Origin of the sequence: Kitasatospora sp. NPDC058243 (assembly GCF_042882025.1) — a bacterium.
Classification (GTDB): domain Bacteria; phylum Actinomycetota; class Actinomycetes; order Streptomycetales; family Streptomycetaceae; genus Kitasatospora.
The window spans coordinates 157,763-164,647 of record NZ_JBHVWW010000011.1; the positions used below are offsets into that span (position 1 = coordinate 157,763).

Annotated in this window: 6 protein-coding genes; 3 read left to right on the forward strand and 3 right to left on the reverse strand. The window is 70.8% G+C overall.

Going from position 1 to position 6,885, the window contains the following annotated elements; genetic code table 11:
* Positions 1-268: 268 nt before the first annotated feature.
* The 3 genes from ACFVX9_RS11040 to ACFVX9_RS11050 all read right to left on the reverse strand — a co-directional run bounded on the left by ACFVX9_RS11040 (position 269) and on the right by ACFVX9_RS11050 (position 2,897).
* Positions 269-1,024 carry an amino acid ABC transporter ATP-binding protein gene (locus tag ACFVX9_RS11040; protein ID WP_363377259.1) on the reverse strand — a complete coding sequence of 252 codons (756 nt, stop codon included), beginning with the start codon at positions 1,022-1,024 and terminating at the stop codon, positions 269-271.
* Positions 1,021-1,842 carry an amino acid ABC transporter permease gene (locus ACFVX9_RS11045; protein ID WP_244293715.1) on the reverse strand — a complete coding sequence of 274 codons (822 nt, stop codon included), beginning with the start codon at positions 1,840-1,842 and terminating at the stop codon, positions 1,021-1,023. Before ACFVX9_RS11045 ends, ACFVX9_RS11040 begins: the two co-directional genes overlap by 4 nt.
* Positions 1,843-2,003: 161 nt before the next feature.
* A complete protein-coding gene (locus tag ACFVX9_RS11050) occupies positions 2,004-2,897 on the reverse strand; it encodes an ABC transporter substrate-binding protein (protein WP_380487538.1) in 894 nt (297 codons plus the stop codon).
* Between the two features lie 490 nt (positions 2,898-3,387).
* On the opposite strand from ACFVX9_RS11050, the gene ACFVX9_RS11055 reads away from it, so the two are divergent.
* From ACFVX9_RS11055 to ACFVX9_RS11065, 3 genes are read left to right on the forward strand one after another with little or no spacing between them, the layout of a single operon-like run.
* A complete protein-coding gene (locus tag ACFVX9_RS11055; protein ID WP_387981369.1) occupies positions 3,388-4,788 on the forward strand; it encodes a DUF6421 family protein in 1,401 nt (466 codons plus the stop codon).
* A complete protein-coding gene (locus ACFVX9_RS11060) occupies positions 4,785-5,543 on the forward strand; it encodes an SDR family NAD(P)-dependent oxidoreductase (RefSeq protein ID WP_380345354.1) in 759 nt (252 codons plus the stop codon). Before ACFVX9_RS11055 ends, ACFVX9_RS11060 begins: the two co-directional genes overlap by 4 nt.
* Positions 5,540-6,616, forward strand: coding sequence for a low specificity L-threonine aldolase (locus ACFVX9_RS11065; RefSeq protein ID WP_363377264.1), 1,077 nt, complete (start codon positions 5,540-5,542; stop codon positions 6,614-6,616). The genes ACFVX9_RS11060 and ACFVX9_RS11065 overlap by 4 nt, the downstream gene beginning before the upstream one ends.
* The last annotated feature ends 269 nt before the right edge of the window (positions 6,617-6,885 follow it).

Sequence of the window (6,885 nt, forward strand, 5' to 3'; positions counted from 1 at the left end):
GGCGAACAGATGACAGATGACAGATGTCAGCGAACAGATAACGGATAACAGATAACGTCATCTGTTATCTGTTCGCCGGAATCTGTCTCCCGCCCCTGCTCCTCGCCCGCGGCCCGCCACACCATCGCCCGCCGACCGCGGTCTGGACGGTCGTCCTGTCCACGATCACCGCTGTTGCCGGGGCGCGGGCAGGGCGCTCACCGGGGCGCACAGTGGTGCTCCCCGGTGTGCGGCCACCGGGCACACGCTCCGCCGCCCCGGCCGGCGCTCAGCCCGCGAGCCGCCCCGAGGCGACGACCCGGCTGAGGAACCGTCGCGTCCGCTCCTCCCGCGGATCGCCGAACACCTGCTCCGGCGGCCCCTGTTCGAGCACCACCCCGTCGTCCAGGAAGCAGACCTGGTCGGCCACCTCGCGCGCGAACCCCATCTCGTGGGTGGACAGGACCATCGTCATCCCCTGCTCCTTGAGGTCGCGCACCACCGAGAGCACCTCCCCGACCAGGACCGGGTCGAGCGCCGCGGTGATCTCGTCGAGCAGCAGCAGCCGGGGCCCGGTGGCCAGCGCCCGCACGATGGCGACGCGCTGCTGCTGTCCGCCGGAGAGCCGGTCCGGGTACTCCTTCGCCTTGGCCGCCAGCCCGAGCCGGTCGAGCAGCCCCAGCGCCTCCGCCTCCGCCTCGGCCCGCCCCCGTCCGTGCACCCGGCGCGGGGCGAGCGTGATGTTCTCCAGCACGGTCAGGTGCGGGAACAGGTTGTAGGACTGGAACACCACGCCGATCCGGCGGCGGACGGCGTCCTGGTCCGCGCGCGGGTCGGTGATCTCCTCCCCGTCCAGGAAGACCGCCCCGTCGTCGATCCCCTCCAGCAGGTTGACGCACCGCATCAGCGTGGACTTGCCGGAGCCGGACGCCCCGATCAGCGCCGTCACCGAGTGTTCGGGCACGGCGAACCCCACGTCGCGCAGCACCACCTGGCCGTTGAAGGTCTTGCGCACGGACTCCAGCCGGAGCACGTCCCCGCTCACACCGCACCTCCCTGGAACTGCCGACGGTTCGTCCGGGCGGTCAGCCAGTCGGCGAACCGCGTCAGCGGAATGGTCAGCACGATGAACACCAGCCCCGCCACCAGGTACGGCGTGAAGTTGAACGACCGGGCCGCGATGATCTTGGCCGCGTACACCGCGTCGATCGCCCCGCCGATCGAGACCAGTCCGGTGTCCTTCTGCAGGCTGACCAGGTTGTTCAGCAGCGGCGGCACCACCCGCCGCACGGCCTGCGGGAGCACCACGTACCGCATCGCCTGCGCGTTGGTGAGCCCGAGCGACCGGGCCGCGGCCCGCTGGCTGGGGTGCACCGACTCGATGCCGGAGCGGAAGACCTCCGACACGTAGGCGGAGTACGTCAGCACCAGCGCCGCCCCGCCCAGCACCAGTGGATCGGTGGTCACCCCGCTGAGCCGCAGCGCCGGCACCCCGGTGATCATCACCAGCAGGCAGATGATCATCGGCAGCCCGAGGAAGAAGTCCACGTACGCGGTGGCCAGCAGCCGCACCGGGAGGAACACCGGCCCGCGCAGCGTCCGCAGCACCGCGAGCAGCAGGCCGAACACCAGGATCAGCGCGCCGCAGCCGAGCATCAGCTCCAGGTTGAGCCGCAGCCCCGTCAGCACCTCGGGCAGCGCCTGGCGGGCGTAGTCGGCGTTGAAGAAGGTCTTCCGAGTCACCTCCCAGCCGGGGGAGTTGACGACCAGCAGGTAGAGCGCGACCGCCATCGCCAGGGTCGACCCTGCGGCAGTCAGCGCCGACCGGCGGGCCCGGCCGCGCCGGTACGCCTCGTGTGCCAGCCGTCGTTCGGACGGGCGGTAGCCGTCGTCGTCCCCCTTGCCCCCGCCGCCGTCGCGACCCTTCCCGTCGAGGTCATCCCCGTCGAGGCCCTTCCCGGCGCGGATCTTCCTGTCCCGGCCCGTGGCGACCGACGCCGGACCGGCCGCCACCGCGTCGCCGCTCACTTGAGCACCGGTGCCGAGACGGCGTCGGAGAGCCACTGCTTCTCCAGCTTCGCGAGCGTGCCGTCGGAGCGCAGCGCGTCCACCGCCTGCGACACGCAGCCGGTCAGCTTCGAGCCCTTGTCCAGCACCAGGCCGAACTGCTCGCTCTTCGACGCCCCCTCGAACTGGCCGACAACCTGCGCCTCGGGCACCTCGGCGCCGGTGATGTAGAAGGCCGTCGGCAGGTCCACCACGAGCGCCTCGACCTGGCCGTTCTTCAGCGCGGCCTTCGCGAGGTCGTTGGAGTCGAACACGGCCGGCTGGACGCTCGGCTTGATGGTGTTGGTGATGGTGTCCAGGCTGGTGGTGCCGACCTGCGCGCCCAGCTTGGCGCCCTTCAGGTCGGCGATGCTCTTCGCGCCCGCCGCCTTGGAGTTCTTCAACGCGATGACGGCCTGGCGCACGTCGTAGTAGCCGGAGGAGAAGTCGACGGCCTGCTTGCGCTCGTCACTGATGGACACCTGGTTGATGTCGAAGTCGAAGTCCTTGGCCCCCGGCGAGGTGGCCTTGCCGAACGGCGCGACCACCCAGCTGACCTTCTCCTTGGGGTAGCCCAGCTTCTCCGCCACCGCGAAGGCCACGGCGGACTCGAACCCCTTGCCGTTCTCCGGCTCGTCCTCGGTGAACCACGGGTCGTAGGCGGGCTTGTCGGTGCCGACGGTCAGCGTCCCCGCCGTCCGGGTCGCCAGCGCTCCCGGCGCGCAGCCCGCGGCGCTACCGGCCGCACCCGAGGAGCCCGAGGCGGCGGCCCCGTCGGACTTGGCGTCCTGCGGCGCGCACGCGGTCAGCGCGGCGGCCGCGGCGAGCAGCGCGGCGAGGGGCAGAGCGGCGGACGGCTTGCGGATGGTCATGGCAGGGCTCCAGTGAGGAAGGGCAGGGCGGGACAGGGGAGGCGACGGGGCGGGCCGGGGCCGGCCGCGGGCCCGGCGGGTCACTTCCCCCCGGTGGCGGCGCCGGAACACACACGGCATGGTCGGCGTACGGGCCCGCGTCCGCGGTGCCCTCCGAGCCGGATCAGCGACAGCGGCGGCAGAGGCCGCGCACGCGACAGCAGGCGTGACAACGAGAGGGCACCCGGAACAGGCCGATGTGGCACTCGGTCACCGTGATCACCGCCGGGAGCATGGCGGGAGGTTCGCATTCCGACGGTGCATCTGTCCAGAACATCCAGATCCCTGTCCACATGGCGGACGCCCGGCCGGCGGGCCCGCGCCCCGGGGCCCCGCCCGGGCCTCGGCGGAGCCACGCCGGAGCTTTGTCGGTCGCGACCCCCTTGAACAGGAGAACCTTTCGTACTTATGGTGTCTCCGTTGAAATAACTCCTGTCGAAGTGAGTCCCCGATGCAGAATCTTTCGCCAAGGCTCGCTGCGGCGGCCGAGGCCCCGGTCTCGACCCTCGCCGGCCACTCGGCCTGGCTGCGCCTGAAGGAGGCCGTCGAGACGCTGCGCCCGCTGCAGTCCAAGGACGGCTCGATCGACCTGTCCGCCGTCCAGCGGCACACCGTCGACCCGCTGGTGGCCACCGTCCGCGGCGCCGTCGAGGAGCTCGCCCCGCTGTTCCCGCACGACGCCGCCTACCTGGCCGCCGTCGACGCGGACCTGGCCAAGTGGGCCGACACCGGCTACCGGGAGCCCGACTTCCTGGACTCGCTGCTCGCCTTCCACCCCGCCGACCAGCGCCAGGACGGCCTGGAGCACCTCGTCGTCTTCCCGATGTACACGCAGAACGGCAACCCGGACCGCAACCTGGAAGCCGTCCTGCTGAGCGTCGTGTGGCCCGACTGGCTGGCCGAGCTGGAGCGGACCCGCTTCGACAACCCGATGTTCGTGCCGATCACCTTCACCGACTTCACGGCCGGCTACGACACCAACTCCGCCGTCCTCTTCCCCGAGACGGTCGCCGTGCGCAAGGCGCCGGAACGTTTCACCTGGGGCGGCATCTTCTGCGACCGCGAGGCCGCCCGCTTCCGCGCCGTCACCACCAGCGCCGTCCAGCAGCTCGGCCTGGAGATCCCGGCCGACGCCGAGGGCCTGCTCAAGGACCAGGACCGCGCGCAGGAGACCTTCGTCCTGTGGGACCTCGTCCACGACCGCACCCACAGCCACGGCGACCTGCCGTTCGACCCCTTCATGATCAAGCAGCGCAGCCCGTTCTGGATGTACGGCCTGGAGGAGCTCCGCTGCGACCTCACCACCTTCAAGGAGGCGGTGAAACTGGAGGCCGAGGGCAACGCGCACGCCCGCGACGTCCAGTACGCGGTCCTCTTCGACCGCCTGTTCCGCTTCCCGGTCAGCGGCGACCGCGTCCGCAACTACGACGGCATGGGCGGCCAGCTGCTCTTCGCCTACCTGCACAAGCACGACGCGCTGCGCTGGCGCGACAACCGCCTCAGCATCGACTGGGACCGGGCCCCGCAGGTCACCAACGCGCTCTGCGCCGAGATCGAGACCCTCTACCGCGACGGCATCGACCGACCCAAGCCGGCCCACTGGATCGCCGCCTACGAGCTGGTCTCCCGCTACCTCACCCCGCACCCCGCCTCCACCTGGGCGAAGGGCTCCGACGCGCTGCCGCTCGACATCACCGACGGCAAGGCCCTCAACAAGGCGCTGTGCGACGCGGTGCTCCCGGACGAGTTCCCGCTGAGCATGTTCTACGAGGCCCTGTCCAAGAAGCTCGGCGGCGTCATCGCCGCCACCGCCGGTATCACCGGCACCGGTATCCAGGGAGCCGCCGCGTGACCACGACCACCAAGTCCCCGCTGGCCGGCAAGGTCATCGCCGTCGCCGGAGCCAGCGGCCCGGCCGGCCAGGCGGTGCTGCGCCGCCTCACCGCCGACGGCGCCACCGTGATCGGTGCCGACATCGACGCCCAGCGCCTCGAATCCGCGCTGGACGCCACCCGCATCGCCGTGCGCGGGGCCAAGGTCAGCGGACAGGTGATCGACCTGCTCGACCCGCAGGAGGTCCACGACTGGGCCGACCACCTGGAGGCCGAGCACGGCCACGTCGACGGTCTGTTCCACCTGGTCGGCGGCTGGCGCGGCAGCAAGACCTTCTTCGACACCCGCCTGGACGACTGGGACTTCCTGCACGACACCGTCGTGCGCACCCTCCAGCACACCTCGCTGGCCTTCCAGCCCGCCCTGGTCCGCAGCTCCGCCGGCCGCTACGCGATGATCTCCGCCGCCGCGGCCCACAAGCCCACCGCCGGCGGCGCCGCCTACGCGGCCGCCAAGGCCGCCACGGAGGCCTGGACCCTCGCCATGGCCGACTCCTTCAAGAAGGAGACCACCGCCCCCGACGGCGAGCCCACCGCGGCGGCTGCCATCCTGGTCATCAAGGCGCTGGTCAGCCCCGAAATGCGGGCCGAGAAGCCGGAGGCGAAGTTCGCCGGCTTCACCGACACCGCCGACCTCGCCGGACACCTGGCGGGCCTGTGGGACCGCCCCGCAGCAGAACTGAACGGACAGCACCTGTGGCTGACAGCCCGATGACCGACCTCACCCGTACGGACGCGGTTCGGCGGCACGACCCCGCCGTCCGCGGCTTCGCCAGCGACAACTACGCCGGCGTGCACCCGGAGATCCTCGCCGCGATAGCCCTCGCCAACGGCGGCCACCAGATCGCCTACGGCGAGGACGACTACACGGCCCACCTCCAGGACGTCTTCCGCCGACACTTCGGCGACAAGGCCGAGGCCTACCCCGTCTTCAACGGCACCGGCGCCAACGTGGTCGCCCTCCAGGCGCTGCTCCCGCGCTGGGGCGCCGTGGTCGCCGCCGAATCCGCCCACATCAACGTGGACGAGGGCGGCGCCCCGGAGAAGATGGGCGGCATCAAGCTGCTCACCGTCCCCACCCCGGACGGCAAGCTCACCCCCGAGCTGCTCGACAAGCAGGCCTGGGGCTTCGGTGACGAGCACCGCGCGCAGCCGCTCGCGGTCTCCATCACCCAGAGCACCGAGCTCGGCACCCTCTACACCGCCGACGAGATCCGCGCGATCACCGAGCACGCCCACCAGCTCGGCATGCTCGTCCACGTCGACGGCTCCCGCCTGGCCAACGCCGCCGCGGCGCTCGGCCTGCCGCTGCGCGCCTTCACCACGGACGTGGGCGTCGACGTGCTGTCCTTCGGCGGCACCAAGAACGGCCTGCTGTTCGGCGAGGTCGTGGTGGTGCTCAACCCCGAGCGGGTGCGGAACATCAAGTTCCTGCGCAAGACCTCGATGCAGCTCGCCTCGAAGATGCGCTTCCTCTCCGTCCAGTTCGAGGCGCTGCTCTCCGGCGACCTCTATCTGCGCAATGCCGGGCACGCCAATGCGATGGCCAGCCGGCTGGAGGCGGCCGTCCGCGGGATCGACGGCGTCGAGATCGTGCGCCCGGTCCAGGCGAACGCGGTGTTCGCGATCCTCCCGCGCGAGGTGAGCGAGCGGCTGCAGAAGCACTACCGCTTCTACTTCTGGAACGAGCACACCGGTGAGGTGCGCTGGATGTGTTCGTACGACACCACGGAGGCCGACATCGACGGCTTCGTGGCGGCCATCGTCGAGGAGATGGGCCGCGCCTGACGGTGCCTGAACATCGGATCGCCCCTGCCCGGGACCCCGGGCGGGGGCGATTTGCATGTGGCGGGCCTGTCCCCGTACAGTTCCGGAGTCGCCGCGAGAGAGCGGGGGCAAGCGGAAAGCGAATTCCGATGAATGAAACTCCGGAAAACGGAGCGGAAAACATCTGATAAGCTTGAAACACGAAAGAACGAAGCGCCCGGAGGGCCCGCTGGAAGGCGGTCCGAAGGAAGTGTCCGTTCCTTGAGAACTCAACAGCGTGCCAAAAGTCA